At 51.0% G+C, this 26,898-nt stretch carries 29 protein-coding genes; 11 read left to right on the plus strand and 18 right to left on the minus strand.

Features of this window, described 5'->3' with window-relative positions; genetic code table 11:
* Positions 1-31: 31 nt before the first annotated feature.
* From AWR27_RS14010 to AWR27_RS14025, 4 genes are all read right to left on the minus strand, one after another.
* Positions 32-733: a metallophosphoesterase gene (locus AWR27_RS14010; protein WP_077131736.1), complete on the minus strand. Its 702-nt coding sequence runs from the start codon at positions 731-733 to the stop codon at positions 32-34.
* A gap of 128 nt (positions 734-861) precedes the next feature.
* The gene (infB, locus tag AWR27_RS14015; protein ID WP_077131737.1) at positions 862-4,185 is read right to left on the minus strand and encodes a translation initiation factor IF-2; all 3,324 of its coding nucleotides are present in this window, start codon (positions 4,183-4,185) and stop codon (positions 862-864) included.
* Between the two features lie 164 nt (positions 4,186-4,349).
* On the minus strand, positions 4,350-5,594 hold the full coding sequence (gene nusA / locus AWR27_RS14020) for a transcription termination factor NusA (RefSeq protein WP_077131738.1): 1,245 nt from the start codon (positions 5,592-5,594) through the stop codon (positions 4,350-4,352).
* A gap of 116 nt (positions 5,595-5,710) precedes the next feature.
* Positions 5,711-6,220 (minus strand): ribosome maturation factor RimP, encoded by a 510-nt coding sequence (locus AWR27_RS14025; protein ID WP_077131739.1) that lies wholly within the window; start codon positions 6,218-6,220, stop codon positions 5,711-5,713.
* Between the two features lie 195 nt (positions 6,221-6,415).
* Between AWR27_RS14025 and AWR27_RS14030 the strand changes: the two genes are divergently transcribed.
* Entirely contained in the window at positions 6,416-7,534 is a 1,119-nt protein-coding gene (locus AWR27_RS14030) for an endonuclease/exonuclease/phosphatase family protein (RefSeq protein ID WP_077131740.1), read from the plus strand.
* Between the two features lie 93 nt (positions 7,535-7,627).
* On the opposite strand, the gene AWR27_RS14035 is transcribed toward AWR27_RS14030, so the two are convergent.
* The 5 genes from AWR27_RS14035 to AWR27_RS14055 all read right to left on the minus strand — a co-directional run bounded on the left by AWR27_RS14035 (position 7,628) and on the right by AWR27_RS14055 (position 10,454).
* Positions 7,628-8,038, minus strand: coding sequence for a molybdenum cofactor biosynthesis protein MoaE (locus AWR27_RS14035; RefSeq protein ID WP_077131741.1), 411 nt, complete (start codon positions 8,036-8,038; stop codon positions 7,628-7,630).
* Between the two features lie 4 nt (positions 8,039-8,042).
* On the minus strand, positions 8,043-8,291 hold the full coding sequence (locus tag AWR27_RS14040; protein WP_077131742.1) for a MoaD/ThiS family protein: 249 nt from the start codon (positions 8,289-8,291) through the stop codon (positions 8,043-8,045).
* Between the two features lie 112 nt (positions 8,292-8,403).
* Entirely contained in the window at positions 8,404-8,751 is a 348-nt protein-coding gene (locus AWR27_RS14045) for a hypothetical protein (RefSeq protein WP_077133996.1), read from the minus strand.
* Positions 8,752-8,812: 61 nt separating this feature from the next.
* Positions 8,813-9,823, minus strand: a complete 1,011-nt coding sequence (locus AWR27_RS14050; RefSeq protein ID WP_077131743.1) for a S1C family serine protease — start codon at positions 9,821-9,823, stop codon at positions 8,813-8,815.
* A 43-nt stretch (positions 9,824-9,866) separates the two neighbouring features.
* Complete coding sequence (locus AWR27_RS14055; RefSeq protein ID WP_077131744.1) at positions 9,867-10,454, minus strand: RNA polymerase sigma factor; 588 nt, start codon at positions 10,452-10,454, stop codon at positions 9,867-9,869.
* Positions 10,455-10,599: 145 nt separating this feature from the next.
* Here AWR27_RS14055 and AWR27_RS25525 point away from each other — a divergent pair, with 145 nt between their 5' ends.
* Positions 10,600-10,800: a hypothetical protein gene (locus AWR27_RS25525; RefSeq protein WP_198045000.1), complete on the plus strand. Its 201-nt coding sequence runs from the start codon at positions 10,600-10,602 to the stop codon at positions 10,798-10,800.
* A 116-nt stretch (positions 10,801-10,916) separates the two neighbouring features.
* On the opposite strand, the gene AWR27_RS14065 is transcribed toward AWR27_RS25525, so the two are convergent.
* The 3 genes from AWR27_RS14065 to AWR27_RS14075 form a co-directional block, all read right to left on the minus strand.
* Entirely contained in the window at positions 10,917-11,921 is a 1,005-nt protein-coding gene (locus AWR27_RS14065) for an NAD(P)H-dependent glycerol-3-phosphate dehydrogenase (protein ID WP_077131746.1), read from the minus strand.
* Between the two features lie 130 nt (positions 11,922-12,051).
* A complete protein-coding gene (locus AWR27_RS14070; protein WP_077131747.1) occupies positions 12,052-13,461 on the minus strand; it encodes an efflux RND transporter periplasmic adaptor subunit in 1,410 nt (469 codons plus the stop codon).
* Positions 13,462-13,543: 82 nt separating this feature from the next.
* Entirely contained in the window at positions 13,544-15,043 is a 1,500-nt protein-coding gene (locus tag AWR27_RS14075) for a TolC family protein (protein ID WP_232325834.1), read from the minus strand.
* Between the two features lie 81 nt (positions 15,044-15,124).
* Between AWR27_RS14075 and AWR27_RS14080 the strand changes: the two genes are divergently transcribed.
* Positions 15,125-15,958 carry an aminotransferase class IV gene (locus AWR27_RS14080; protein ID WP_077131749.1) on the plus strand — a complete coding sequence of 278 codons (834 nt, stop codon included), beginning with the start codon at positions 15,125-15,127 and terminating at the stop codon, positions 15,956-15,958.
* Positions 15,959-15,976: 18 nt separating this feature from the next.
* Here the strand turns inward: AWR27_RS14080 and AWR27_RS14085 are convergent, their stop codons facing one another.
* On the minus strand, positions 15,977-16,666 hold the full coding sequence (locus AWR27_RS14085) for an ABC transporter ATP-binding protein (RefSeq protein ID WP_077131750.1): 690 nt from the start codon (positions 16,664-16,666) through the stop codon (positions 15,977-15,979).
* A 41-nt stretch (positions 16,667-16,707) separates the two neighbouring features.
* Between AWR27_RS14085 and AWR27_RS14090 the strand changes: the two genes are divergently transcribed.
* From AWR27_RS14090 to AWR27_RS14100, 3 genes are all read left to right on the plus strand, one after another.
* The gene (locus tag AWR27_RS14090) at positions 16,708-17,154 is read left to right on the plus strand and encodes a hypothetical protein (protein WP_077131751.1); all 447 of its coding nucleotides are present in this window, start codon (positions 16,708-16,710) and stop codon (positions 17,152-17,154) included.
* Positions 17,155-17,337: 183 nt separating this feature from the next.
* Complete coding sequence (locus AWR27_RS14095) at positions 17,338-18,039, plus strand: head GIN domain-containing protein (protein WP_077131752.1); 702 nt, start codon at positions 17,338-17,340, stop codon at positions 18,037-18,039.
* Between the two features lie 88 nt (positions 18,040-18,127).
* Entirely contained in the window at positions 18,128-19,255 is a 1,128-nt protein-coding gene (locus tag AWR27_RS14100; protein ID WP_077131753.1) for a 5-(carboxyamino)imidazole ribonucleotide synthase, read from the plus strand.
* Between the two features lie 4 nt (positions 19,256-19,259).
* Here AWR27_RS14100 and AWR27_RS14105 read toward each other — a convergent pair whose 3' ends face one another.
* A complete protein-coding gene (locus AWR27_RS14105) occupies positions 19,260-19,853 on the minus strand; it encodes a Uma2 family endonuclease (RefSeq protein WP_077131754.1) in 594 nt (197 codons plus the stop codon).
* Positions 19,854-19,939: 86 nt separating this feature from the next.
* On the opposite strand from AWR27_RS14105, the gene AWR27_RS14110 reads away from it, so the two are divergent.
* The 4 genes from AWR27_RS14110 to recO all read left to right on the plus strand — a co-directional run bounded on the left by AWR27_RS14110 (position 19,940) and on the right by recO (position 22,748).
* Positions 19,940-20,269 carry an ArsR/SmtB family transcription factor gene (locus AWR27_RS14110; protein ID WP_077131755.1) on the plus strand — a complete coding sequence of 110 codons (330 nt, stop codon included), beginning with the start codon at positions 19,940-19,942 and terminating at the stop codon, positions 20,267-20,269.
* Between the two features lie 47 nt (positions 20,270-20,316).
* A complete protein-coding gene (locus AWR27_RS14115) occupies positions 20,317-21,153 on the plus strand; it encodes an arsenite methyltransferase (RefSeq protein WP_077131756.1) in 837 nt (278 codons plus the stop codon).
* Positions 21,150-21,965: a metallophosphoesterase family protein gene (locus tag AWR27_RS14120; RefSeq protein WP_077131757.1), complete on the plus strand. Its 816-nt coding sequence runs from the start codon at positions 21,150-21,152 to the stop codon at positions 21,963-21,965. Before AWR27_RS14115 ends, AWR27_RS14120 begins: the two co-directional genes overlap by 4 nt.
* Positions 21,966-22,055: 90 nt before the next feature.
* Entirely contained in the window at positions 22,056-22,748 is a 693-nt protein-coding gene (gene recO, locus AWR27_RS14125) for a DNA repair protein RecO (protein WP_077131758.1), read from the plus strand.
* Here recO and AWR27_RS14130 read toward each other — a convergent pair.
* The 3 genes from AWR27_RS14130 to lysM all read right to left on the minus strand — a co-directional run bounded on the left by AWR27_RS14130 (position 22,745) and on the right by lysM (position 25,265).
* The gene (locus AWR27_RS14130; RefSeq protein WP_077131759.1) at positions 22,745-23,629 is read right to left on the minus strand and encodes a S1 family peptidase; all 885 of its coding nucleotides are present in this window, start codon (positions 23,627-23,629) and stop codon (positions 22,745-22,747) included. The genes recO and AWR27_RS14130 overlap by 4 nt on opposite strands.
* 92 nt (positions 23,630-23,721) lie before the next feature.
* The gene (locus AWR27_RS14135) at positions 23,722-24,630 is read right to left on the minus strand and encodes a DUF937 domain-containing protein (RefSeq protein WP_077131760.1); all 909 of its coding nucleotides are present in this window, start codon (positions 24,628-24,630) and stop codon (positions 23,722-23,724) included.
* 164 nt (positions 24,631-24,794) lie between these two features.
* A complete protein-coding gene (lysM, locus tag AWR27_RS14140) occupies positions 24,795-25,265 on the minus strand; it encodes a peptidoglycan-binding protein LysM (RefSeq protein ID WP_077131761.1) in 471 nt (156 codons plus the stop codon).
* 223 nt (positions 25,266-25,488) lie between these two features.
* Between lysM and AWR27_RS14145 the strand changes: the two genes are divergently transcribed.
* Positions 25,489-26,262: an outer membrane beta-barrel protein gene (locus tag AWR27_RS14145; RefSeq protein WP_077131762.1), complete on the plus strand. Its 774-nt coding sequence runs from the start codon at positions 25,489-25,491 to the stop codon at positions 26,260-26,262.
* A gap of 3 nt (positions 26,263-26,265) precedes the next feature.
* Here the strand turns inward: AWR27_RS14145 and AWR27_RS14150 are convergent, their stop codons facing one another.
* Positions 26,266-26,874, minus strand: a complete 609-nt coding sequence (locus AWR27_RS14150) for a hypothetical protein (RefSeq protein ID WP_077131763.1) — start codon at positions 26,872-26,874, stop codon at positions 26,266-26,268.
* Positions 26,875-26,898: the final 24 nt, after the last annotated feature.

A 26,898-nucleotide genomic window follows, 5' to 3' on the forward strand; every position in this document is an offset into this window, starting at 1 on the left:
CCGTTGCCTTCCCTGCTTCCGTAAAATTCTCTTACTCAAGGCTTACCTCATAAAATTCGGTTCGCGTCTGCAACACGTCGCTATAGGTAATTGAGCCGTTGTCATCGCCAATGGTTTTAAAAGCTGGGGTAGGCGTATGCCCCACTACCTGATGAAAACCGGGCAGATAATCGGTGCGGGTTTCGTCGCGGTCGGCCCAGACCGGCCCGCTGCACGAGTCGAAGCCACCACGTTTTGGCCCAACCTCGAACAGGATATTACGTTGTTTCAGCGGCTGTTGGTGCAGGGTGTTAAGCAAAGCAGCCAGATCAAAATCAGGCGTTATCGTGTTGCGGTCGATGCCCATCTGAGTAGTCAGCCGGTCGAGCCAGCGATTGGTGACGCCTGCATGTGAGAATAGATACGACCCCTGTTGATAAGCGATCTGGAATAGGGAGTCATGTTTGGCAAATAACGCGCTCAGATCTGGTTGCGCCCACGCCCGAAAGCCCGAACAGCGATAGTGTGGGAAATGAAGATACTGTGCGTCATGATTACCGATGAGCAACACGAATTTAGCAGGCTGTTTACGCTTCAACTTTATGATTTCAAGCAGATTAGCATAAATTGTTTCGTCGCTGATGTCATAGCTGTCAGTATAATCGCCGAGGAAAACAACGCGGTCGTAGCGGCTGAAGTCGGCCTCTTTCCAAACCGTGCGGCCATGTAAATCACTGATGGTGAGGATTGTCATATGCAACTTAATTTACAAAACTAAGATACAAAAAAGCCCCGAATGATTGACCATCCGGGGCTTAAAACAAATCTTGTTATAATTGTGCAAATCTCGGTTAATCCTGCCGAAACAGCGTTCTGTTCAAACTACAACGTTCGCTTCACTTCTTTCACTTCGAAAGCTTCGATAGTATCGCCGACTTCGATGTCGTTGAAGTTTCTCACACTCAGACCACATTCGTAGCTCGACCGTACTTCGCTCACATCGTCTTTGAAGCGTTTCAGCGCACTGATTTCGCCCGTATGAATGACGATAAAGTCGCGAATAACCCGGATTTTATTGTTCCGTTTGATGATACCATCTGTTACGTAACAACCGGCTACCGTGCCTACTTTGCTGATCTTGAAGACGTCGCGTACTTCGATGTTACCCGTAATAACCTCTTCGGTTGTCGGAGCTAACAGACCTTCCATAGCGTCGCGCACCTCATTGATGGCGTCGTAAATGATCGAGTACAGGCGAATTTCAATCTGCTCCTGCTCGGCCAGTTTACGGGCGTTGGCCGAAGGCCGCACCTGGAAACCAACAATTACCGCATCTGAAGCCGATGCCAGCAGAATATCAGATTCGGAAATCTGACCAACTGCTTTGTGAATAATGTTCACCTGCACCTCTTCGGTTGACAGTTGCAACAGCGAGTCGGACAACGCTTCTACCGAACCGTCTACGTCACCTTTTACGATTACGTTCAGTTCTTTGAACGTGCCGATGGCTTTACGACGGCCAATTTCTTCGAGCGTAATGTGTTTGCGAGTCCGCAGTGACTGTTCGCGCAGAAGTTGTTCGCGCTTGTTCGCTATTTCACGAGCTTCGCGCTCAGTCTCCATCACATTGAACTTATCGCCTGCCTGCGGAGCACCGGGCAGACCTAAAATCTGAACGGGTTGGGCCGGGCCAGCTTCTTTAATGCGTTCGCCCCGGTCGTTGGTCATGGCCCGGATGCGCCCGTAGTGCGCCCCTACCAGTACCACATCACCCTGCCGCAAGGTTCCATTTTCGACCAGTACGGTCGAAACATAACCCCGGCCTTTGTCGAGTGATGCTTCAATGACAGTACCCAAACCACGCCGGTCGGGATTGGCCTTCAGTTCGAGCAGTTCGGCTTCGAGAAGTACTTTTTCAAGCAGGTCATCGACACCCATACCCGACTTGGACGAAATCTCCTGCGCCTGATACTTACCACCCCATTCTTCAACCAGCAGGTTCATGGAGGCCAGTTCGGTACGGATTTTTTCAGCGTCGGCACCGGGTTTGTCGACTTTCGAGAAAGCAAACACAATCGGTACGCCCGCCACCTGTGCGTGGTTGATGGCTTCGCGGGTCTGCGGCATCACGCTGTCGTCGGCGGCAATTACAATGATAACTACGTCGGTTACTTTCGCACCCCGTGCCCGCATGGCCGTAAAGGCTTCGTGACCCGGCGTATCAAGGAACGTGATCGCGCGACCGTCGGCGGTCGGTACACTATAAGCACCAATGTGCTGGGTAATGCCACCAGCTTCACCAGCCGCCACTTTAGCCCGGCGAATATAGTCGAGCAGCGAGGTTTTACCGTGGTCAACGTGACCCATAATGGTCACAATCGGCGCACGAGGTTGCAGTTCATCTGGATCATCGGCTTCTACGTCGACACCCGCTTCAGTTTCGTCTTCTGCCGAAACAAACTGTACGTCATAGCCAAATTCATCGGCAATTACCGTAATGGCTTCGGCGTCTAACCGCTGATTGATCGATACGAACATACCAAGGTTCATACAGACCGAAATCACTTCATTAACCGACACGTCCATGAGCGAAGCCAGGTCGTTGGCTGACACGAACTCGGTTACTTTCAGCGTTTTTGCTTCGAGTTCTTCCTGTTCGTTCAACAAACGGCGATCTTCTTCGCGCTGGTTTCGGCGATCCCGGCGTCGGTCGGCTCCCCGGTTGGGCTGATTGCCCCGCATCCGGTCGTTCGTTTCCTGAATGGCTTTCCGAACGTCGGCCTGCGTAGGTGCTTCCCGACGGTCACGCCCGCCACCCCGGTTATTACCACCGCCCCGGTTGTTGCCACCACCCCGGTTGTTATTAGTGTTACCACCGCCAGTCCGATTGTTGGCGTTGTTTGACGTGGTGTTAGTAGTGCCACCCTGTCCCTGAGCGTTGTTACCTCCGCTCCGGTTATTGGGATTGGCAGAAGTACGGTCGCCCTGATTCTGCTGGTTGGTCTGACCCTGCTGGTTACGATTTCCGTCGCGCTGACCACCCTGCTGATTGCGGTCGCCGGGTGCGCGGTTTTGCGGCCCACGGTCATTTTGCCCGTCACGCGGCCCTCGGTTATTATTCGTGTTGCCTTGACCTTGCGGCTGGTTGTTGCCCGACGGGTTGGGTTGCCCCATATTGCTGCCGCCTTCACGACCGCCACGAATGCGCTTACGCTTCTTTTTATCAGCATTGCTGCCTCCACCACCCTGACGGGGATTGTTGACAGGCAGTTCAATCTTGCCGAGAATCTTCAGTCCTCCCAGTTGATGGCTACCTGCTGCCCGAATAGTTTCGGTTGGCACGTCGCTGTCTTCAGCTACGGGCGGAACTACAGGTGCTGGCGGGGCAACTGCCTTCGGTGGCGTAACGGGCGGGTTGTTACGACGCGGCTCGGCCACCGGGTTGTTGGCTGGTTTAGGTGGTGCCGTTGCTACCGGTGGTGCTGTCGGCTTCACAGGCTGCGGGGCTGGCACTGGTTTTGGTTCAGGAGCAGGCGGAGCCACCGTTGCTTTTGCTTCAACGGGCGGAGCCTGAACCGGTTTTGGTGTTTCGATGGGATCAGGTTTAGCTACTGGTGGTTCTACTTTCGGGATTTCGGCTTTGGGCGTTTCCACATTCAGCGTTTCGGCTACAGGTGGAGCCATCGGCGCGGCAACCGGTTTAGGCACTTCGACCGGCTTGGGTGCAGGCGCGGGTTCGGGGGCTTTTGCCACAGGGGCAGGAGCCGGAGCGGGCTGCGGAGCTGGTTTGGGATTCAAATCAATTTTGCCCACCACCTTCAAACCTGGCAAACCTGTCTGAGCCGTTTGAGGAATTGGTTTTACCTCTGCCGGTGCCGGTTTTGGGGCTTCGGGCCGGGCGGCTTCGGATTGATTGGACACGATAGGACGTCCGGCGTCATCACGACGGTACAAAATGACGTCATCCTCCTGACGACGCGGTGACTCGGCGACCGTAACCGGCGGTTCGGCCCGGCGAGCTCCGTTCAGGAGTTCCGTAGATTTATACTCCTTCGCTAACACCTCCAACTGTTCTACGTTGAGTTTGGTGTTAGGATTAATTTCAACCTTAAACCCTTTGGCAGACAGACTATTCGCAACAGAGGACAAGCCTTTGTTGAGAATTTTTGCCACTTGGCTCAGGCGCATTGACTTTTCTTCTGCCATACGTTCGGTCTATATTCGGCAAATTTAACGGTTGTTGATATGGTATGAACAACAGATTCAGTAATTAAAATCCCGCTGGTGTGAAGTGAGTGGTGAAAAGTGAAAAATGAATAGTGAAAAGGCTTGTGCGCATTCACTATTCACTACTTATTTTTCGATCAATTTCACTCAAACTCCTGTTTGAGAATACTCACAATCTCTTCGATGGTATCTTCTTCAAGATCGGTTCGGCGAACAAGTTCTTCTTTGCTCAGTGCCAGTACACTTTTGGCCGTGTCGAGACCCACTTTGCGCAACTCCTCAATCATCCACTGGTCAATTTCGTCGGAAAACTCCATCAGATCAACGTCTTCGTCGTCTTCCTGACCTTCATTATCGCGGAATACATCGATTTCCATATCAACCAACCGACCCGCGAGTTTAATGTTCTGCCCGCCCTTACCAATTGCCAGCGACACCTGATCGGGTTTCAGAAACACCGATACGCGTTTGGTTTCGCGGTCAATTTGCATTGAACTGATTTTAGCGGGACTGAGTGCCCGGCTGATGAGCAGTTCAAGGTTTTCGGTGTAGTTAATGACGTCGATGTTTTCGTTGCCTAATTCCCGCACGATACCGTGAATTCGGGACCCTTTCATACCAACGCAGGCTCCAACGGGGTCAATGCGGTCATCGTAGGATTCTACAGCTACTTTGGCGCGTTCGCCGGGTTCACGTACAATCTTGCGAATCGAAATCAGGCCATCGTAAATCTCAGGCACTTCAATTTCAAACAACCGCTCCAGAAACACTGGCGACGTGCGCGACAGGATGATTTTCGGCGTGCCGTTAACCATCTCCACACTTTTGATAACAGCCTTCACGGCCTCACCCTTGCGGTAGCGATCTTTCGGAATCTGCTCGGTGCGGGGCAGGCTCAATTCGTTGCCTTCGGGATCAACCAAAATGATTTCGTGCTTCAGCATCTGATATACTTCAGCACCGATCAAATCGCCAACCTGATCTTTGTATTTCTGGTACAGGAGTTCTTTCTCCATGTCCTTTATCCGCTGAATGAGCGTTTGGCGGGCCGTTTGCACCACACGCCGACCAAAATCTTCCAGCTTCACTTCTTCGGCTACCTGCTCCCCTACTTCAAAGTCGTCCTGAATTTTACGAGCTTCGGCAAGTGGAATTTTGTCATAATCCCAGATGTCTTCTGAGTTATCATCAACGATTTCACGGGTACGCCACATTTCGAGATCACCGCTCTCAGCATTGATGATTACGTCAAAATTCTCGTCGGTGCCGTATTTTTTACGAATCATTGTCCGGAAGACTTCTTCCAGAATAGAGATCATGGTAGGCCGATCAATATTCTTTGACCGGGCGAAATCGGCGAACGATTCGATCAATAATCCACTGGTCATTTTCTTAGTGTGCAGTTTACAGTCATCAGCCGGCAGTCATCAGTCAGTACTTGCAGTGCAGTTCTACACTGTCACTATATACTGAAAACTGGGAACGGCCTGCCGCCTACTGACGATTATTTAAAACTTATTTCTACGGTTGCCTTTTTAATCTGATCGTACCGAATGGGCGTAGGCCCACTCAGCACGGTAATGCCTGCTTCGGCATCTTTTTTCTGTTGAGTTTTCGAACGCGGTTCGGGCACTACCACCAGTACGATCTGCGTGTCATCGACCGATTCGAGCGTACCGCGCAACACGCTGCCATCGGTCAGATTTACAGCCAGTTGCCGGCCTATGTTTCGCACGAACTGGCGCGAAAACGTCAATGGAAAATCAACACCGGGCGACGATACTTCGAGCGTGAATGGCGCATCACCGAAAAAATTGATTTCGTCCATCTCGCTGCCAAGCCGACGGCTGATTTCAGCACACTCGTCAATAGTGATACCTGTATCGCTATCTACCAGTACTGTAACTTTGATGCGCCCACCCCTACGGCCAACTACCTGAATATCAACAATGTAAAATTGCCCATTGTTCAGATACGGCTGAAGGAGTTCGGTTACGCGTGCTTTATCATCCATAACATATAGCTAACAAAAAAGGGAGTGCGACTCCCTTTTTACATCAACGCTACATAGTAATTACCGCACAAAGGTATACATTTCATGACTACTTTGCAAGTACCTAACCGCATGGTTATATGGGCTTTCCGGCCATTAGACCGTACCTTTGCTTTTTCAGCAGATCATTTACCCCGGTCAACCATTCATGAGGTTATGACGATACGGACGCGAATTGGGCTTTTTATTGGTTATTTCTTTCGCTCTCTTTTCTGGTCGTTCAATTTATTACTGGTTCTTTACACAAGTCTGGCTTACTGGCTCTTACAGGAGTTACCGGTCGAACACTGGCTCGCTGGCATGGTTATGATTTCGCTGCCACTAATGTGGGTTATTAATTTTGTCTTCGTAATCTTCTGGCTCATCAGCCGTCCGTGGCGGGGGTGGCTGTCGGGGTTCATTCTTATTATAGGCATATGGCTGTTCGGCCCCCGAACGTTTGTCTGGCACAAAGCCACTGAACCTTCTTCCCAGTATAAGCCAATTCGGGTCTGGAGCTATAATTTACAATCGTTTGGCTTAGACAATCTCGAAGAACGGCGGCAGAGTTCGCCCCGCATTCGCCGAACCATGACGTTTCTGTTGCGACAGGACGCGCCCATTAAATGCTTTCAGGAATTTTATAATTCAACAGCTATTGCCGATTATGATTTGCTTCAGCGGCTAAAACGCAGTGGCTACAGCTATTCGGCCTTGCTACATCCTGAATATGCCCGTGAGAAAGAAGCTCCGGTAGGCGTGGCCATTTTTTCGATTTACCCGATTGTGAGCAGTGGTAGCGAGCCATTTTACGGGGTAAATGGTATTGTTTGGGCAAACATAAAAATTGGCAGCGATACCATTCGGGTCATCAACGTTCACCTTCATTCGATGGGCATTCGGGTGGGGCGCGTTCTTCGGCAGGAAGAAATAGCAGGTGTTAAACAGGAAACGCGCGGTGTGCTGAGTGCGCTCCGAACGGGCTTTATCCAACGTAAAGAACAGGTCAGGCGGGTTGAACACTACATTCGCGAGAGTCCATATCCGGTCATTGTTACCGGCGATTTTAACGATACGCCCTACAGCGTTGTGTACGAGCGGATGCGCCGGACGCTTCCTAACAGTTTTGAAGATGCCGGGCGTGGTTTTGGTTTTACCTATAATCGTGCCCCCGGTTTTATCCGTATCGATCACCAGTTTCACGACCCGAAACTACCCGCGCTCAACTTCGAGACGATCAACTACATCCGCTACTCCGACCATTACCCCATCATGGGAACATACGGGGTAAAATAGAGGGATAAGGTATAAGGAATAGAGTTATAAGGTTGGATAGTATGAGTACATAAAACCTTTCCAACCTTACAACTCTACTCCTTACTCCCCTCCCTACGGATGGGCGTTTACCCACATCTCGCCGTCGGTGAATATTTCTTTTTTCCAGATCGGCACCGTTTGTTTGATCGTGTCGATGATATAGCGGCAGGCGTCGAAGGCGTCGGCGCGGTGAGCAGTAGCAACGCCAATCAACACGGCCATTTCGCCAATCAGCAGCGTACCGGTTCGGTGAATGATTGTGTACCGCAGCAGGGGCCACCGGCGGTTAGCTTCATCGGCGATCTTACGCATTTCGCCAATTGCCATACGGTCGTAGGCTTCATATTCGAGTCGGTCAACAGGGCGGCTTTGCGTGCTGTTGCGAACGATGCCTAAGAAAAGGTCGATAGCACCAGCCTGATCGGTGTGTAAATATTTCAGGGCCGAAGCCACATCAATTGGGTCGGTAGTAAGCGCAATCATTGAATTAGCCGCCACTGACGGGGGGAATTAAAGCGATTTCGTCTTTGCTGTGTACTACTTGATCGGATTCGGCATATTCGCCGTTAACCGCTACTAATATCGAGCGAATACCACTCAGGTCGGGGTATTGCCGATAGAGTTGAGAGAGCAGATCGGCCACGCAGGCACCTTCTGGCAACGGCACCGAAACCGCCGATTGCCCCGTAATGTCGCGGGTAATGCCGAACAGAAGCACAGACGCAGTATCTTTCATAGGTCAAAGTAACGCTATATACGTTTAGCAAGCAATGCCGCCTGGTAGATGTTCTGACATTAAAAAAACCGGACTGTTTAGCAAACAGCCCGGCTCATGCATTATATACTGTTTACTTCGAGTTGTCTAACTTGCGCTCCGTCTTTTTCAGGTTACGCTCGGCCTTATTAAGCGACCGGTTAGTGCCATCCTTCACGTCTTCTTTCGTGTTTTCAGCCGCCCGCGACACTTTCCGACCGGCCCGCTTGGTGCCGTCTTTCACGTCTTCAGCCGTGTTCTCGGCGGCATTTGCCACCTTGCGGCTTGTTTTACGGGTTTCGCGACCGATTTTATCACCAGCCGCGTCGGCAGTGCGTCCCGCCTGACGAACAGTTTCTTTAGCGTTTTCTTTAGTGTCCTGTGCCGATGCGGCAGTCAATGAAAGGGCCAGCGCACAGGCCAGCATCATGATCGTTTTCATAACGTTGTTTTTGTGAATATACTCCAACAACGCCCGCAGCCAGTGGTTTGTTTAAAACGGCTTATTTGTGTTTGAACACTTTCACCTGATACACATAGTCCTGCATCCGCTTGATCTGCTGCTTGCGGGGCAAACGTGTGAGCGTACTTTTCCGGCTCAGCCGCAACGGTTGGCCCTTCAGCGAGTCGGGTGCAATGCCGTTCAACGTTTCGAGCAGATAAGCGGTTTTGATGGCAAAGCTAACGCCCTCCGACGTGGTTTGCTTACCGCTGATAATGCCGATTACGTTTCCTTTTTCATCTAAAAGTGGCCCGCCCGAATTACCAGGATTTACGCCGATAGCAATCTGATAAGCCGTTGAATCGCCCCGGTAGCCAGTGCCCGAACTCAGATAGCCTTCGCCATACACAATTTCTTCGCGCGGATAGCCCAGCGTAAATACCCGTTCGCCCAAATCGGTAGGTCGGGCGTCGAAACCGTAAGGTACAGGAGCCGTAGGCCGGAACGAGGCATCGTCGCAGAGTTGCAGAATAGCCAGATCGTGGGCCTGATCGGTATGTATGATTCGGGCTTTGTAGACCTCCCCTTTGGCACTCTGCACGTACACAGAATCGGCATCGCGAACGATGTGATTATTCGTTACAAAATAACCGTCGGAGGTTAGCAAAAAGCCCGACCCCGACACCTGCGCCGGATTCACGCTCAACGCCCGCCCACGCCCGCTGAAGTCGTTCAGCAATTTCCGCTGCGACGACTTAACGGCCTGAATTTCTTTGCTTAGCAAACTGTATTGCTGCTCCTGCTGCTGATGCCCCTGCTGGTAAGAGCGATACAGAAAAATAGAAGCAAACGTAGTAATGATCGCTGCCGACGCGGCTACGGCCAATGTTGTGCGGTAGGTTCGCCAGAGTGTTTTGATCTGCCCATCCTGCTCGTTCGAGTGGTACATACCCACTTCCTCGCGAACTGCGTTCATATCCAAACCGGCGTGAATAGCGGCCAGCTTCCGGCGAAACCGAATCCGTTCGCCATAAGCCCGCAATGCATGTTCTATGTCTCGCTCGTCTTCCATGTTTCAAAAAAGTTGTAGAGTTGGCTGGTACTTCCTTTCTACTTCACATTCGGTATTCCGAAAAGAACAGTTTCTTTAATCGCATCAGGCACTTGTACTTCTGCGTCTTGGCATTGTCGGCGTTGGTATAGCCAAACTTCTCGGTAATGTCCTGCATGCTTAGATGCCGGATGTAAAAATCTTCGAGCAGGGTTCGGCAAGGTTCGCCAAGCCGCTCGAGCGACTCGCCCATAAGGTCAAACTGCCGGTCACGTTCGTCGTGGTCGGTCAGGTCGTCGCTGATCTGGGCAACGGCGTCGGCATCGGTTGCGGGCGTATCCACGTCGCTAACCATATACCGGCTTTTATGGGCCAACTGCTTCAGCCACAAACGTCTACTCACCGAATAGATGTATGTTTTTAGCTGACAGTGCAGTTCGAGCGAACCTGACCGTACTTTCTCGTACAGCACCACCAACGCTTCCTGATAAATATCTTTGGCATCGTCTTCATTACCGCTATTAGTGGTAACAAGATGTAATATCATCGGGAAATACCGCCGGTACACCTGCGTCAGAGCTTCATCGGAGCCATTGGCCAAACCCGTCAGCAACGCATCGTCGGTCCATACGGGTCGCCTGCTATCGTTCATTACACTGGTTCATTTCTTAATACAAAAACCGCTGAAAACGTAACCCAAAAAAAAATTAAAAATTGTTGGGTTACCTTTTTCTCGATAGGGTATTAACGTTGACATTAATCATTTTTTCACCGCTAAACAAAAACATTCCAAAACTATGAAAGCAATCACGAAATCTGCCTTCTTTTTCATGGCTATGATCGCCCTGGCTACGTCTTGCAGCTCGAAGAAAACCGAAACCGAAACCACGACTACGACCGAATCGACCATGACGGCTGACTCGTCTTCGTCGATGGCTACCGATTCTACGATGGCTACGGATTCGGCTTCGACCATGTCGGCTGATAGCGCGAAGTAATTTTTGCTAAGGCACAACTGCCGGTAGTAATTACCGACAACGCTATAAACGTATTGAAGCCCCGCTAAGCAATTAGCAGGGCTTTTTTATGTAACAACCAAACCGTTCGCTACATTTCACCGCAAGCCGGCACTTAGTCGGTTCATGGCTCCTGACGGTGCAACACGCTCATAAAGAATACTGTACACAGCATTCGTAATTGGCATATCGACGTTGAACCGCTGGTTAATGGCATGAATGCTTTTTACAGCATAATATCCTTCGGCAATCATGTTCATCTCAGCCTGCGCCGACTGAATAGTATAGCCCCGCCCAATGAGCGTGCCAAAGGTGCGGTTGCGGCTAAAGGGCGAATAAGCCGTTACAAGCAAATCGCCGAGATAAGCTGAGCCGCTCAGGTCGCGGTGTTTAGGGTAAATAGCGTCCACAAATCGCCGAATTTCCTGCATAGCGTTCGATACCAGCACCGCCTGAAAATTATCGCCGTAGCCCAGCCCACGCGTAATACCCGACGCCAAAGCCACGATATTTTTCATTACGGCACAGTATTCAACGCCGTATATGTCGTCGCCGGGGGTAGTTTGCACAAACCGGCATCGAAGCAGGTCCGACACGGCCTCAGCGCAGGCGGCATCCTGCGAGGCAATGGTCAGGTACGATTGTTTCTCAAGAGCTACTTCTTCCGCATGGCATGGCCCGGCAATAACGGCTATCTGACTCGGCGATACGTTGTATTGCTCGCTCACCCAATCCGTAACTAATTGATTCGTAGCGGGAATCATACCCTTAATGGCCGATATGATTCGCTTCTCAGCGAAGTGTTCAGGTGTCAAACCCGTGAGGGCATCGGCCACAAAAGCAGCCGGAACAGCCAGCACAATGTAATCTGTATCTTTAACGGCATCGCGGATTTTGGTACAGACTTTTACCTTTTTGGGATTGATCTGTACGTCACTAAGGTAACTGGGATTGTGGTTGAACTGCTTGATATGGGCGGCATCTGTTTCTTTGCGGAGCCACCATTTAATAGCAACGTTGTTTTCAGACAGGATTTTGATGAGCGCGGTGGCCCAGCTTCCCCCGCCGACCATTGTGATGCGCGTTGGTTGAGTTAGTTTCATACCGCCAAATAACGCAAAAAACAGCGTTTGAGTTAACGCTGTTCATTGGCTGTGGGGTATCACTGAAGCATTACAACAACGTCATAACGCCCCTTCCAGCCTGAAAACCCAGGCGCGTTAACAATTCAGATTACTCCTCTTTTTCTTCGTTCTTCTTTTTGGCCTTGTTCGGGTCACGTTTGGTAACGAGGTCGCCATCTTTCAGCTTCTTCGATACGGCAATGAATGGCCCCGAAATAATCTGTTCGCCCGGTTTCAGGCCCGATACGATTTCGATGTTTTCAAAATCGCTGATACCCGTTTTCACTTCGCGTTGCGTGGCTTTGCCGCCTACGTTTATGAAGACGATTTCTTTTGCTTTTTCTTTCTTCTCTGCCTGATCAGCCGGTTTTTCGTCAACTGTGCCGCTCGGACGATCTTCGGTTTCGGGTACGGCTTCTATGTTTTCGCCCCGCGTTGTAACGGCGGCTATTGGCACGGCCATAACGCCCGTTTTGCGGTCAGTGATGATTTCAACAGAGGCTGTCATGCCGGGCTTGAACGGGTATCCCTTCTTGTCTTTCTGCGCCAGTAAATCGCTGTACGAGTTGTTCAGGATTTTCACTTTTACTTCAAACTCGGTCACGGCATCGGTCGATAGCGCGGCTGCCGCACCCGACGAACTTGTGAGACCATTAGCCGTATTGGCAATTTCGTACACAACGCCTTTGAACTTACGCCCGGCTGTGGTGTACGAATCGACCTCAATATCAGCCGTATCGCCGAGATTGACGCGTACAATATCGTTCTCGTTCACATTTACGCGTACCTCCATGTTTTGCAGATTTGCGATACGCATAATTTCTGTACCGGCCATCTGCGACGTACCCACCACGCGTTCGCCCAATTCGACATTGAGTTTCGATACAGTGCCATTAACTGGCGCGTAGATGGTGGTTTTACGCAGGTTTTCGTTGGCATCGCGCAGGTTAGCTTCGGCACTCTGAATACTGAACTGAGCCGCCCGGACGTTGGCCTGAGCCGCTTCAACTTCCTGTTTGGCAACGTTGAAGTTGGCTTCGCTCGTTTCCAGATCAGCCGACGACACCACTTTGTCGGCAAAGAGTTTTTTATTCCGGTCGTAATCTGCTCTGGCCCGAATCAGCCGCGCATTCGACTGTGATACCGACGCCTTCGACTGCTCGTATTGCGCCCGGCTCTGGTTAACGGCGGCTTTGGCCCGCGCCACAACCGACTCATAGTTGTCGGGTCGGATACGTACCAGCAACTGCCCGGCTTTCACCGGATCGCCTTCATTGACATACAGACCAATGATTTCGCCCGATACGTCGGGGCTGATTTTCACTTCTACCTGCGGCTGCACGCGCCCCGACGCACTCACCCGCTCGGTAATGTCGATGCGTTTGACCGAGGCAAAATCGACTTCGGTTGTTTTGGGTTTACCAATCATGCCTGTCTGCTTGGCAGCCACAAGTCCACCTACGAGCAGTATGATTACGCCCCCCAATATCCACCAAATGCGGTTTGATTTCTTCTTCATGGTAATGATTGAATGGTTGACTGGTTGACTGGTTGACTGAGTCTGGCACCCAAATTCAATCAGTCAACCAGTCAGTCATTCATTAAAATGTAAGCGGTTTATTCTGATAAAAGTCTAAAATTTTCGTTCTGAACACGTAATCGTATTTAGCCTGTACCAAACTGGCCCGAGCGCGGTCGAGGTTGGTTTTGGCAATGTTGTAATCAGTTGAATTAAGTGCCCCTGCATTAAACCGGCTTTCGGCGGCTTTGAAAGCCAGGTCCAGTTGTTCTACCTGCACCTGCGTAGCCCGATACCGATTGGCCCCAGCCCGTAAATTGGTATAGGCTGTTTCGATCTGCTGCCGAAGCTGCAAACGAGCGTTGGCCGCTGCAACTTCCGAATTTTGCTGTTGTAGTGTCGCGTTGATAATTCGGTTGCGTACCTGCGACCGGTTGTAGATCGGGATTTGTAGATTGAGTGCTACAGAGCGGTTCATGTTGTTACGCAATTGCTCTGTAAACGTATAATCTTCTGTGCGAAAACCATCCTGCGTGAGAAAAATCTGTTGCGGTACACCGTTGAATACAATCGTCTGCGGAATTTGTATCGTGGTGCCGTCGGCAATACGGCGTTGCTGCCCAAAATTAGAATAAATTGTACTAACACCGGCATTAAGTGTCAATGTTGGTTGCAGGCTGGCGCGGGCTACCTTCACACCAAGCGCATCGCTCTGAACCCGCAAATCGGCGGCTTTCACATCGGGCAAAAAGCCCTGTGCCGTTTCGTACACCTGCTGCGTGGTTGCTCCGTAGTTGTCAAAAGCCGGGTCGGGTACAGGAATCGGCTCAACCTCGAATGTGCCAACAACGCCGTTGATCGGTACGTTCATGGCTTGTAACAGAGCTACTTTCGCCACGTCGATGTTGTTTTGGGCGTTCACAATTGCCAGCTCGTCGTTAGCAATCTGTGCCCGAATATCGAACAGGTTCGATTCGGCTACTGATCCGGCATTTACCAGCCGTTGTGTACGGTCTAACTGCGCCCGCGACACTTCGGCCTGCCGCTGCGCTACCACAAACTGCTCCTGCGCTGTCAGCACGTTGAGGTAGTTCTGCACCACCGTCAGAATCACGTTGTTCTGCGTAGCACCCAGTGCCTGCTGATTCGACTGCCGCAACAAGTCATTTTGCCTGATGGTATTCTGCAACGCCATACCGTTGTAGAGCGTCACCTGCGAATTGAGCTGAAAATTATTTGACAGGATGCTGCGCTCAACGAAGGCGTTGGTTACTGGGTTGACGTTAAATCCGGAACTGAAGTTCTGCGAGGCAAAACCACCCACGTTGGGCAGACGGTTAAGTTTCGACTGCCGGAGTTGTAGCTCACTGCCCTGTAGCTGAATCTGACTCTGCCGAATGGTCAGGTTGTTTTGCAGAGCCACGTCGATGCTTTGCTGAAGACCCAGTTTTTGTGGATTCGGAACGGTTGTACCCGCGCCGGGCGACACAGCCGCTGGCGTATTCTGCGCCTGAAGACTTGTTAGAGTCGCCCCCAGCAGACTACCAATGATTCCGATTCGTAAAAAAAGCAAACGCTGCATGGTCATTCTATTTGATGGTTCAATGTTACGAACTTACCTTCGGTGCGGCTATCGTTTTGGGATAAACGGCGCAAAGCAAGCATGTTTCTGGTCTATAATTCGGATGTTCTCCACGAAGATGCGTTTCGGCTATCGGTTCAGGACCGGGCATTTCAATACGGCGATGGGCTATTTGAAACCATCCGGTACGAGACCAACAAACTCTGGTTCTGGCCCGATCACATCGACCGGCTCACAACCGGCATGGCTGCTCTGCGCATCGATCAGCCCACAGGATTCAGCGCAGAAGCACTCCATCAGTTTGTTAATCAGCTACTTCAGAAAAATAAATTAGTCGACCAGTCCGCCCGCGTAAAAATTCAGGTCTGGCGGCAACCGGGTGGTTTTTACACACCTACGCTGAACCGGGCTAACCTGCTGATTACGACTCAACCCGCTGGTGACTTTTTAATCACTGAAAAGACAAAAATAGGGATTTATGACACGTTTCGTTTAGTAGAATCGCCAATTTCTCGTTATAAAACGTTAAATTCGTTACCATACATTCTTGCCAGTATCTATAAGACAGAAAATGGCTTCGACGACTGTTTGCTACTCGATCAGGCGGGCTACGTTGCCGAGTGTGTAGCGTCTAATGTGTTCTGGCTCCAGAACGACCAACTCTATACGCCCTCGCTCGAAACGGGTTGCGTCAATGGCATACTGCGTCGGCAAGTGCTACGACTTTGGCCTGAAACACAAGAAGTTCTGGCCCGTTCAGAAACGTTGCATGCGGCTCAGGCCATTTTTTGCTGCAACGTCAACGGCATTCAATGGCTCCGGCAACTTGAAGGCATTGGACATTTCCCCAATGAACATCCCACTGCCGAACGCTTGTTTTGGCAACTACTCGAACCGCTCCGGCAACAGGTATAGCGACCACCGGGGTAGGCGTTACAGGGTTGTTGTCAACTGCCCACTGTTTTCTAACCAGCCATCTTTTAACCGAACAATGCGCGAACCATATTCGGCATTGGTTTCGGAGTGTGTTACCTGCACGATTGTGACCCCGTCTTTCTGATTCAGTTCACGGAATAACTCCATAATATCGCGGGCCTGATCGGAGTGCAGATTGCCGGTGGGTTCGTCGGCAAAGATAACGCTGGGTTGGGCCGCCAACGCCCGCGCAATGCCCACCAACTGCTGCTGACCACCCGAAAGCTGGGCCGGGAACAAGTCTTTTTTGGCGACGATATTGAACCGGTCGAGAAGCTCGGCCACGCGGCTTTTGCGTTCCGAACCGCCGACGCCTTTGTAGAGCAGGGGTGTTTCGATATTTTCGTAAACCGTCAGCTCGTCAATCAGGTGATATGCCTGAAATACAAAGCCAATTTGCGTGCGGTGAAGTTCGGTGCGTCGTTTTTCGCTCAATTTCTGCACGGGCTGTTCCTCAAAAAGATACTCGCCCTCCGATGGCTCTTCGAGCAGGCCGAGAATGTGTAGCAGCGTACTTTTGCCCGAACCGCTCGGTCCCATAATCGACACAAACTCGCCCGGCGCAATGTCGAGGTTTATGTTACGCAGTACGTAAGTCCGTCCAAATCCTGCCGGGTAGTATTTGGCGACGTTGCGGAGTTGAATCATAATTAATTAGTTTTGAGATGTCTTACCAAAATTATTGTGTTATGTATGTTCCTGGCAGCACCGACGATTTGATTTTTCATGAAGACATGGCTGTTTATGGGCCAAAGGATCATCAGCGAATCATTTCTAAACTAAACGCCCGGCTCGGCCCCAAATACTATGACGAAAAGAGTATAAGTCTTGAACCTCTGCCCGAAACCATGCTTGACGAAGGGCAGGCCAGTCCAACCCCCGATGTGATTCTCTTCGACAATACGACAAAAACTACTCCGATCATCATTGAAATCTGCCATACTGAGGGTTTAAAAAAAGACATAAGAAAAGTCATACGACTCGTTGATGAAGACGAATACGGCATCGAGGAAGCCTTCGTTTATGACTACAAAACTGAAAAGTGGCTTCGCTATCGCAAAGGTGATGGTGGCCTGATGACCGAATCATCCTTTTCTGACATACTGAACCTTGACCTCAATCCGCTTATTCAATAAGTATTGTTCAACAGCCGTGCCATTGTGATTACTGCCTGATTATCAGTAGCCAATTTACAAGACTAATTTAGTGAGAGTCCGCTACCGGACAGTTTGTTGTTCAAAATCGGACATTTTTAGCCAGACAATGCAACCCGTTCTTAACTTCCTTCATCTTCTTGTACAAAACTAACTTCCTACCCAATGAAAACGCTTGCTTTACTACTTGTTCTGTTCGTATCTCCTTTTACGACCGCCAATGATGACTGGAAAACCGACCGCCCGGTTTCGGGCTTTTCGGGCCTGAGCGTTAGTAGTGGCATTGATGTGTATCTGACCCAGGGTAACTCCGAAAAATTGACCATCGAAGCCAAAGGTTTCGATGAAGACGAAGTGATTTCGGAAGTCCGAAACGGCGTACTGAAACTGTACATCGACCGCCGGGGCATTATGAACTGGAATTTTGGTCGTAATACATACGTAAAAGCGTATCTGACCTTCAAACAGTTAAACAACCTCAGGGCATCGGGCGGGGCCGACGTATTCGGGCAGGGAATGCTATCGTTCCGCGACTTGAACGTAGAAGCATCAGGCGGTTCAGATATTAAACTGAGCCTGAAAGCCAATGAACTGAACGCAGAAGCCTCGGGCGGGGCCGACCTGATTCTCGACGGTTCGGCGCGGTCGCTCAACGCCAGCGGTTCGGGCGGGGCCGATCTGGATGCCCGAAAATTGGTTGTTGAAGTAGGGAACGCCAACTCGTCGGGCGGGTCCGACGTCTATATTCATGCTACTCGTGAACTAAGCATGAAAGCCTCGGGCGGGTCCGACATTCATTATTACGGCCCGGCCAAAGTGCTCGCCAAAAGCGAATCGGGCGGCTCGGATATTACCCGGAGAAATTAATTCATACCGAAAAGTGAAAAGTGAAAAGTGAAAAGTGCGTTCTTCGCAGTGCCATAGCCATTTTTCACTTTTCACTTTTCATTTCGTTTTGACACCTACCATTGGCATTCTGGGCGGGGGGCAGTTGGGCCTGATGCTCCTGCAAGCATCTATCGACTGGAATCTGTGCGTTCACGTACTCGACCCCGACGCCGACGCACCCTGCCGCCACCTTTGTACGCAGTTTACGGTTGGTTCGCTGACCGATTATGATACCGTGTATCGGTTCGGGCGGGCTGTTGACGTGCTGACGATTGAAATTGAGCGCGTCAACGTCGATGCGCTCGAAGCCCTCGAACGCGAAGGCAAGCGCGTGTATCCGCAACCGTCGGTAATTCGGACCATTCAGGATAAGCGGCTGCAAAAACAGTTCTACCGCGCCCACAATCTGCCCACCGCCGATTTCATCCTGACCGACAACCGTGCTGACGTAGCACAGGTGGCTGCCGATTTTTTCCCGGCTTTTCACAAACTCGGTCGAGATGGGTACGATGGGCGGGGCGTTCAGCGTATTCGGTCGGTTGCCGACGCTGAAAAAGCCTTCGACGCGCCGGGCGTACTGGAGCAAGCCGTTGATTTCGAAAAAGAATTAGCTGTAATCGTTGCCCGCAATGAGCGGGGCGAGGTGCAGACCTTCCCAACGGTTGAGATGGTGTTTCACCCCGAACACAACTTAGTCGAGTATTTGTTTGCCCCCGCCGACATTTCACCTACTGTTGAACAACGGGCGCAGGAAATAGCCCGCCAAACTGCCGATGCATTCGGCATTGTGGGTCTGCTGGCCGTTGAATTATTTTTGGATAAACAGGGCAATGTTCTGATTAATGAAGTAGCTCCGCGCCCACACAACAGCGGTCATCATACCATTCGGGCCAACGTAACCTCGCAGTTTGAGCAGCACTGGCGGGCTATTCTGAACCTGCCACTGGGCAACACCAGTGCCTACCAGCCTGCCGCGATGGTGAACCTGCTGGGCGAAGACGGACACACCGGCCCGGCGGTGTATGAGGGGCTGGATACGCTGCTGGCTCTATCGGGCGTCTTCCCGTTTCTCTACGGCAAAGCCATAACAAAACCCTTCCGCAAAATGGGCCACGTTACGGTGATGGATACCGACCTGGAGCGGCTTCGCGAGAAAGTAGCGCAGGTGAAAGCAGGTATTCGCGTCATTACCTGAATGTCTAAAAATTGAAAATCACATCCATTTCGAACGACAAATCAGGGAAAAGGATCGATGTGGCACGGCTTCCTTTCTCGTACACGTCGGTTTCTTCGTACCGCCCGTCGCGCAGGGCATAGGCGTAAATTTCGGCACTTTTCGGTACGACAATCCAGTACTCGCGCACCCCCGCCGATTCATAGAGGTCAAATTTTTCGTTGAAATCCTTCTTTTGCGTAGAGGGCGACGCGATTTCAATTACCCAGTCGGGCGGCCCTACGCAACCTAATTCGTCAATCTTGGCCGGGTCGCAGATGACGCAAATATCGGGTTGCACAACTGTATGAACTTTGTTATTAAATCCCGGCTCATAGTCAGGGTTTGGCAGGCGCACATCGAATGGAGCAACAAAAACTTCGCAGGTTCGCTCCTCAAAATGGTTGAGCAAGTCATGCAACAGTCGCATCCCAATCCGCTGATGGGCCGAGCGGGGCGCAGGCGACATATTGTAAATCTTACCCTTAATAAGTTCGACGCTTTGCTCAAAACGCCATTTCAGGTAGTCGGCGTAGGTGTACGTGCCGTTTGGGTCGAGTTGCGATAAGTCAGTAATCATAACCAAATAACAGGTTGCCAGTCAAAATTACGAAAGAGTTGCCGGAAACAGCTTGCTAATAAAAATATTCATCGTAATATTGCGATATGGGATTAACCAAGACTGAAATTTTCACCGATCATCAGAATCGCGTAGCCGACCTTGCCAAGGCTTTTGCCCACCCGGCGCGGATAGCTATTCTGCAACTGCTCGCCGAGCGAAAAGCCTGTATCTGTGGCGATTTGGTTGATGAGTTACCGCTGGCGCAGGCTACTGTTTCACAGCATCTGAAAGAGTTAAAACGGATTGGTATCATTAAAGGCGATATTGACCCGCCCCGCGTTTGCTACTGCATCAACGAACCTGTCTGGAATGAAGCACGTAGACTGTTCGGGCAAGTGTTCGACGTGTACATAGCTGATAAACAGTGCTGTTAAAAAATTTGCTTTGTTTAATCGTAATATTACAATAAACCAATAAACTCATGACAACATCCGAAGATTTAAAGGCCATCGTGCGGCAGAAATATGGCGAAATTGCTCAACAGACCGACGCACAGGGCGTTGCTGTTGACTGCGGCTGCGGGCCGTCGTCGTGCTGCGGACCAGCAAACACCGATGCGTCGTACAGCATTTTGATGAACGACGAATACAGCACCGTGAACGGCTACGTAGCCGAAGCCGATTTGGGTTTAGGCTGCGGTTTGCCCACCGAATTTGCCCGAATCAAACCCGGCGACGTGGTAGCTGACCTCGGTTCGGGCGCAGGAAACGACTGTTTTGTGGCCCGCGCCGAAACGGGAGAAACCGGACGCGTTATCGGTCTCGACATGACACCCGCCATGATCGACCGCGCCCGACAAAATGCAAAAGCACTTGGTTTTCAGAATGTTGAATTCGTTTACGGCGATATTGAAGACATGCCTCTGCCCGATAATCTTGCCGATGTGGTGGTGAGTAACTGCGTCATGAATCTCGTTCCCGACAAAACCAAAGCGTTTGCTGAGACCTATCGCATTCTGAAACCAGGTGGTCATTTCAGCATTTCCGACATTGTGCTGCTGGGCGAACTACCCGACGGTTTGCAGCGCGACGCCGAACTCTACGCGGGTTGTGTATCGGGAGCTATTCAGCAGGAAGCTTATCTGAGCATTGTGGCCGAAGCAGGTTTTCAGAACATCCTGATTCAGAAACAGAAAGAAATCAATCTGCCGAATGAGTTGCTGCTCAACTACCTGACACTTGACGAATTACGGGCGTATAAACAGGCCAAACGTGGCATTTTCAGCATAACTGTATTCGCGCAAAAGCCTGTCCAATGAAAATTGCCCTTTTCTCCGACATTCATGCCAACTTACCGGCCTTAGAAGCTGTTCTGGCCGACATGGACCGCCGTTGTCCCGATGCCGTGTACTGCCTCGGCGATCTGGTTGGCTACAACGTCTGGCCCAATGAAGTGATTAATACCATTCGTCGGCGGGGCATTCCAACCATCGCCGGCAATTACGACTACGGCATCGGGCGGCACAGCGACGATTGCGGCTGTGCCTATCGCGAAGAAGATGAAAAGGCGATGGGTAAGGTATCTATCAGCTATACGAATTCGGTGGTAGGCCCGAGCGAGCGGCAGTATCTGCGTACACTACCTACGCATATCCGGGTTGAGTTTGAATTGGACAACAATCCTGAACACTTGTGGACCCAGCAAACGCCCTTTTCGCTGCTGTTGGTGCATGGAAGCCCGCGCAAAGTGAATGAATACCTGTTTGCCGACCGTCCCGACCGGAGTTTGGGCCGGGTACTGGAAGGGGCCAACGCCGATATTCTGTGTTTTGGTCACACGCACAAGCCGTATCATAAGGTAGTCAGTGCCGAAGCCGAAGGGCAGGAAACCTACTGGCGTCATGCCATCAATATTGGCTCAGTGGGCAAACCCAAAGATGGCGACCCCCGCGCCTGTTACGTGTTGCTGACGATTGACGAAATGGCCCGGCCTGGATTGGCCGGGCCTGGCTCGAAAGAGGACGTTCAGGTTGAGTTTATTCGGGTTGAGTATGACGTGGAGAAGGCAGCTAAAGCCATTGAGAACAGCGAGTTGCCTAACCCCTATGCCGATATGTTGCGCACAGCCTAAACGTGATTTCTGTTTGGGACGGGTGAGAAGTTGGCCTGTTTTGGTGTTATATTGTTGTACCAAGGTCTCCTCACCCGTTTCATTCACCCGATGCTGCAAAAAACACGGGGCATTGCCCTCAGCTATATTCGTTACCGCGAAACGTCGATTATTTCCCGCGTCTACACCGAAGAATTTGGCCTGCAAAGCTACATCGTCAACGGGGTGCGGTCGGCCAAAAGCAAAAACAACCGCATCGCTCTGTTTCAGCCACTTACGCTGCTCGATATGGTTGTGTACTACAAAAATGACCGCGACTTGCACCGGCTGTCGGAAGTAAAAACGCTGCATCCCTTTCAGAGTCTGCCGTTTGAGGTTGCCAAATCGACTATTGCCATGTTTGTGACAGAGTTGCTGAACAAGGTATTGAAAGAAGAAGCTGGCAGCCCGGTGCTGTTTCGGTTTTTAGTCGATTCAATTTTATTTCTGGAAGAATCCCGCAGCAACTACGAGAACTTCCATCTCGCGTTTTTGCTGAAGCTGTCGTTTTTTCTGGGCTTCGGCCCCGAATCGGCACTTGAGTTTGAGAGCCAGCTTCGCGAGAACTCGTATCCGTTTCTGCCTGATAATCAAACCGAAACGGCCCTGAACACGCTGCTCCGGCAACCACTCGGTACGCCCGCACCGCTCACCCGTGCCGGTCGTAACGAACTACTCGATGCGCTGGTTGTCTACTACCAGATTCACATCGATACCATCGGCGAAGTTAAGTCGTTGCCCGTACTCCGCGAAGTGCTGGGCTAACTTTCGTAAAACTTCACGCCCCGCTCACGCAAAAATGCCTTAATCACGTCCACGTGAACGCATTGACCGACGTTGAGAAACGGATAGTTCGATACACGGCTCCGGCGACCGTTGACCAACACTTCGCGGTCTTCAATGTCGAAACCCAAGTGCAAATGGCGGGTTGCAGACTGCATTCCGTAGATGACGCCGTTGACGTCGAACAGCGGACCGCCACTTTGTCCACGCAAACCGGGCGTACTCATCTCGATAGCCGTAATGCTGTTGTTTTCGCTCAGAAGCCGCGTCACGATACCGTCGATTGGAAAGCGGGGCGAGTTGACACGGCCTTCCGATGTCCACTCAATATCATCGATGGCGGAGTTGTAGCGAAAATTCGTAAACTCAGGAAATGGATAGCCAAGCCGACACAGGCTCCTACCGGCTTTTACGCGGCTGGTGTCTTTGAGAAATGTAGCATAGCCCCGATATAATGCCCGATTGTATCCCTCGAACCGCAGCAGAGCCAAATCCTGCGTGGGGTGCATGTCGATATTCAGTTTCTGAAACTGATCGACGCAGCTTACAAAGTTATTGCGAACCCGAATCAGCGTATCGGGTTTGAGTTTGAATCGTTCTTCGAGCTGACCAATGCGCCGGGCCGCGTCTTTTTCCTGAAGCACCGACCGGCGGGCACCCTGAAAATTTCGGTAGTTCTGGTGAATGTTGTCGGCCTGAGCAATCAGTTCGGCAACGTGTTTGCACGTGATGGCACAGCCCAGTTCATTTACAAAAAACAGCGTGGCACTGCCGGGTATAATTTCATCATGGCCATAAAGCCGGACGATGGAATGTAGAGGACGGGTAAACGAATCAACACGCTCAATAGCGTCGACAAACATAAGATTCAGGGGGTAAGTACAGCAGGTATAATGCATTGCAAATATCGACCCAATGCACGACTTTCCCCACTGTCGGGCGGAACCTGACCAGCTTATTTTCGGGACAGCGAATCGCGAATGCCGAGCGCACCCGGAGCCGTTGAATCGGCGGTTTGGCCGTTGGCATCCTGAATACTGCGCCGGGTAGCCGCCGACGTATCTTCAACCGCGTTCGATTCTGCGCGGGCAGTGCTATCGGTATTAATGCCGTCTGTGCTGCTCTGGTTCTGGGTGAACTTCTGCACAATCAGGGCAATAATCAGCACGGCAATAGCAATCATGGCCCAGCGTAACCAACGCACGTTCTCGCGCTGCCGGTCGCCTTCGGGACTTTTCGGAATATTAGGATTAACAATGGTGCCGCTGAAATTGTCGGCTCCCTGTACCTCAGTTTGTGGCCCGGCGGGCGTAACGAGTTCATCGAAACCGAGCAGGCTGCGCACGCTGTTCAGGTTATCGGGCAGTGCTTTTCGGAATTCGGACGCCTGCCCCAACAATAAAGTTTCGAGATTATGAGCAGTTAATCCCTGCTCCTGTTCCTGACGACCCAGCACACCCATCAGAACAGCCCCTGCCAGATTCATGATCATAGTGACTGATTGCGGCTTTGTTCCACTATAAGTAGCAAGCAATTCAGGAACCCGCTGTGTTTGTTCACCAAAAATGTGTTCAACAAACAAATTTCCGGCGGCTGTCGTCTGGGCCAGCTCAGGCGACCCTGTCAAAACCTGCGTAATGTCGAAAGGAGTTTTGCCGTAATCGTTGGTATCTAAAAAAGCGATTGTCGATGAAGGTCCGCCTGTTGTTTGCATGTGCCGGGTAAGACCGCCCAGCAGCGTGGGTAACGATGCATTTACGGCTTTCAGCGTATTGGCAGGCGATTCGCCCAGCGTTTGGCTGAGTTGATCGATAACAGAAGGAGTAAACTGCTCCCGAAGCAGTGGTAACAAATGAACGGCCATGTCGATAACGTTGAGAAAACAACGTATAAACCGTTCAAAAGGAGAAAGGGTTTAAGGGAGAAAGGGGGTAAGGGTGTAGGGGGTAAAAGGAGTAAGGTTGGAAAGGGATTCTAAATAAGAACACCTTTCCAACCTTACTCCTTTTACCCCCTACACCCTCTCTTTTACAATTGGGGAATCCGCAGCACCTGATCAGGATAGATCAGGTCGGGGTCTTTAAGCATCGGCTTGTTGGCTTCGAATATCACACCGAATTTCATTGCATCGCCGTATACTTCTTTCGCGATTTTCGACAGCGTATCGCCCGATTTGACGGTGTAGAACTTCCCGGCAGGAGTTGGCTCGGCCACATCCAACTGATTGTCTACAGCCGAAACGCCTTCTACGTTACCAACAGCGAGGGCGATTTTCTCGGCGTCTTCCTGCGATTTTACCGAACCCGTCAGCGTAACCGTATCGCCTTTTGTCTTGATGGTCAGCGCGTTGTAGGCAAGACCCAGTTGCTTTACGTGATCGAGCAGGGCCTGCGCCCGGAGCGGCTCAACTTTCTCGGCCTGAACGGGATCAGCCGGAGCTTCCTGTTCTTTTTTGAAAATTTTCTCGCCTACGCCCTTAAAAAATGATAAAAGACCCATTGGTTTCGTTTGATTTTTAGATGGAACATGCATTCGGAAACGGGCAGCAAGTACGCCAACGTTTTCGTTCTATACAACCTAATCTTTGTTAGAGGGGTTTTATTGAACCGAAAACGATTGACAACTTCTTCATATAAACACCCGCCAGTTCTTTCCTTAGACTGTGGTTTCACCAACAGGTATCAGATTCAGTTCATTTTTTTATTGTTAATTTTCTCAATACATGCGATTTGTTCAGTACGCGTTCATCGCGTTTTTATCAAGTTCGGTTTCAGCGTTCGCGCAGGGTTCATTCGAAGGGGGCATCAAAGGCGGGGGTACGTTTACGCACGGTTACACAACTATTCCGGCCATTCCGCTGTCGGCTACGGCATCGACTCCGCAACTAAATAATAAAAGCAATGGCATAGGCACGGGCTATTTGTTCGGCCTGTGGGGCCGCAAAAACTTTGACTCGTTTTACCTTCAGGTCGAACTATCTTACAGTTCTTTCTTATTGAAGCAAAAAACCGACCTGTCTATTACAGCCGAGCAGGCGTTTGTGCTGGCAGGTCAGGTGCGTCCGTCGATTATTCCGGCCCAAACCCCAACGGCGGTGAATATTGTGTCGGAATCAACACTTCGGGCAGTGAACGTACCGATTCTGTTCGGCAAGAAATGGGCTGACGGCAAAATACGGGCATTTGCGGGGCCAAACCTGCTCTTCACAGATAAAGCCATAGTCAACCGCGAGACAACGGCCAGCATTAACAGCCTGTCGGTGTCGGCAACGACTGAAACGAATTTAAAGGAACCAAATCCGCAAAATCCAGCCGAAACCGCGCTGGAAGTAAAACCTTTCACCTATGCCATTGAAGCGGGTGTGGGCTATACGTTCCTGCGTCGGCTCGATCTCGATGTTCGCTATGCCCTGCCGATTGGCGGTATCTACGAGAATACCAACATCACGGGTTATTTAGGCATTGCCACCGTAGCGTTGGGCATAAAACTCTTTTGACGGTCAGGGTTCTGCCACTAAAGCATACCCGGTGCCAGCCTGCCGGAGCCGGTAACGCTTCATTGTGTTACCACCGGTAGGCTCGGCATTGACGTCGCCCGAGCGGTACACAGGATACCGACGACAGAGAATATCCTGTTCTACCCACAGGCTATCGTGTCCCATATAGCCAACGTCGTCGGGAAGCCGCCAGTTTGGGAGCGCAATGTCAGCTTTTCGTTCGGGCAGGAACTGCCATGCATATACGCGTCCAAAAGACCCGGAGCCTGTACTCTGCGAATAAGCATAAACTTCGGGAAACCGATTACCGTCTAAATCCGCTACGTCGGCCCCTACAATTGGCCCTTCCACCCGAGTTTGGAAAGTTGTCAGCAGCAATTGTCCGCGATAGGCCCGTACAGTCAGCACGTGAGCCTTGCCAGTGTCGGGGCTTGTTAGTGTGAAGCTATAGATATTATAGCGTAACGACTTGCTAAAGACAGGACGTGACGAAAGCAGAAACTCTGCGGGTTGTTGAAACAGACGCAGATTACCAGTTGATGGACTTATGTATCCGCTCACGCCTGTAATCAGCAATCCAGTCAACAACCCATACCATGCTTTTCCACTCATTGGTTTCGTGTGCTTGTGCGCCCA

Source organism: Spirosoma montaniterrae, from assembly GCF_001988955.1.
Taxonomy (GTDB): Bacteria; Bacteroidota; Bacteroidia; order Cytophagales; family Spirosomataceae; genus Spirosoma; species Spirosoma montaniterrae.